Source organism: Gemmatimonadota bacterium (assembly GCA_021295815.1).
Classification (GTDB): domain Bacteria; phylum Gemmatimonadota; class Gemmatimonadetes; order Longimicrobiales; family Gaopeijiaceae; genus JAGWBQ01.
On sequence record JAGWBQ010000033.1, the window covers coordinates 1 to 2,133 of the forward strand.

1 protein-coding gene is annotated in these 2,133 nt (G+C 68.4%); it reads right to left on the minus strand.

The window, feature by feature from the left end; genetic code table 11:
- Window positions 1-222: 222 nt before the first annotated feature.
- Window positions 223-2,133: glutamine--fructose-6-phosphate transaminase (isomerizing) (glmS, locus tag J4G12_10300; protein ID MCE2456181.1), on the minus strand; the 1,911-nt coding region annotated here is incomplete at its 5' end.

The following is a 2,133-nucleotide window of genomic DNA, read 5'->3' on the forward strand; positions in this document are numbered from 1 at the left end:
CTTCATCGCGTTTTTCCTCTGTGAGGATCGAATCAACCCGCAGCTTAGCGGGAACGTTGGTACGACGGCCCATGCAACCGGCAAGGTTCATGCCGGATAGGGGCAGCCTCTAAGGTGCTGGTGGAGAACGGTTTAGCGCATTGTGCCCCCCGCAGGACCGACGTTATCGCTCGCTGATCGCCGGATATCCGCCGAAGATGCGGGAAACTGCACCTTCGGAAGTCATTCGACCGTGACCGACTTAGCCAGGTTGCGGGGCCGGTCCACATCGAGACCGCGCTCCACCGCCACGTGATAAGCTAACAGTTGGAGGGGAACCACGGAGAGGATCGGCTGAAGGACGTTCACGCTCCGGGGCACGCGCACCAGGCTTTCGACCCGTCCCTCGAGCTCGGGGGCGTCGTCCGACACCACCGCGATGACCCGTCCCCCGCGTGCGCGAATTTCCTCTATGTTCGAGACCACCTTCGGATAGACGCCGTCGCGAGGCGCGAGCACCACCACGGGCATGTGGCGATCCACGAGGGCGATCGGGCCGTGCTTCATCTCTGCGGCCGGGTAGCCCTCGGCGTGGATGTAGCTGACCTCCTTCAGCTTCAACGCCCCTTCGAGAGCGACAGGGAAGTGGAGACCGCGCCCGAGATAGAGGAAATTGTCGGCCCCTGCGACGCTCTTGGCCAGCTCCCGCATTTCGCCGTCGATCGCGAGGGCCGCGTTCATGGTGTCGGGGAGCTCCTCCAGGGCGGCGACTATCTCGAGGCCGCGTTCCACGGAAAGGTGACGACGGCGGCCGAAGTGGAGGGCGAAGAGCACGAGAGCGACTAGCTGGCTGGTAAAGGCCTTGGTGGACGCGACGCCGATCTCGGGGCCGGCGTGGAGGTAGAGGCCGAAATCGCTCCGGCGCGCGATGGCCGAGCCGACTCTGTTGACGACGCCCATGGTGGGCGCTCCCCGGCGGGCGACCTCGTCGAGGGCGGCGATGGTGTCGGCGGTCTCGCCGGACTGCGAGATGGCGATGACCAGCGATTCCGGGTCGAGCACGGGATTTCGGTAGCGGAGCTCGGAGGCGTACTCCACGCTCACCGGCACGCGGGCCAGCTCTTCCAGAAGGTGGGCGCCGATGAGGGCGGCGTGCCAGCTCGTGCCGCAGGCGGTCAGTACGATGCGCCTCGTGCGTTCGAGGACGTCGCCGTGGGCTTCGACCCCGCCCAGCCTGGCGTCGCCGCTGCCGTGGAGCAGCCGTCCCCGCATCACGTTGCGGAGCGAAGCGGGCTGTTCCAGTATCTCCTTGCGCATGAAGTGGGAGTGGTCGCCCTTGCGATGGGCTGCGGCGTCCCAGCTCACGCTGTGGACGGCGCGCTTCACCTCGCCGCCATCGCGTCGGAAGGTGCGCGGACCGGAGGCGGTGAGCACGGAGTAGTCGCCGTCGTCCAGCCAGGTCACGCTCCGGGTCAGGTCGGCCACCGCCGCAGCGTCGGAGGCGACCAGGGAGATCCCGTCCGCCGTTCTTGCCACCAGGATGGGGGAGGCGAGACTCGCCGCGACGATCTTGCCCGGATCGCGGGATGAGACCACGGCGATGCCATAGGTCCCTTCGACCCTGTCCAGCGCGGCCGCGACCGCCCCTTCCAGGGGCCCGCCCGGTGACCAAAGGTGGTCGACGAGGTGGGCGAGGGTCTCGGTGTCGGTGTCGGAGGTGAAGGCGTAGCCGAGTGCGCCGAGCCGTTCCCGAAGCAGGGAGGCGTTCTCGATGATACCGTTGTGGACCACGGCGATCTCTCCGTCCGCAGAGAGCTGCGGGTGCGCGTTGGCTCGGGTGGGAGGACCGTGGGTGGCCCAGCGCGTATGGGCGACGCCGCATCCACCTTGGGGCAGGCGGCTCTCGCGCAGAGCGCGCTCGAGCTCGGCGATCCTGCCGGCGCGCCTGACGGCGACCAGCCGGGCGGATCCCGCGCCCGTGCCGTCCCGTCCCTCGGTCACGCCGACGCTCCTAGCCTTGCCGACGCTCTCCGCCATCGAACCGGCGCTCCCGTCCACGACTGCGAGGCCGGCCGAGTCGTACCCTCGGTACTCGAGGCGGTGGAGGGCGCTCAGGAGGAAGGGTGCGGCGTCGCCTCCGCCGACGTATCCGAC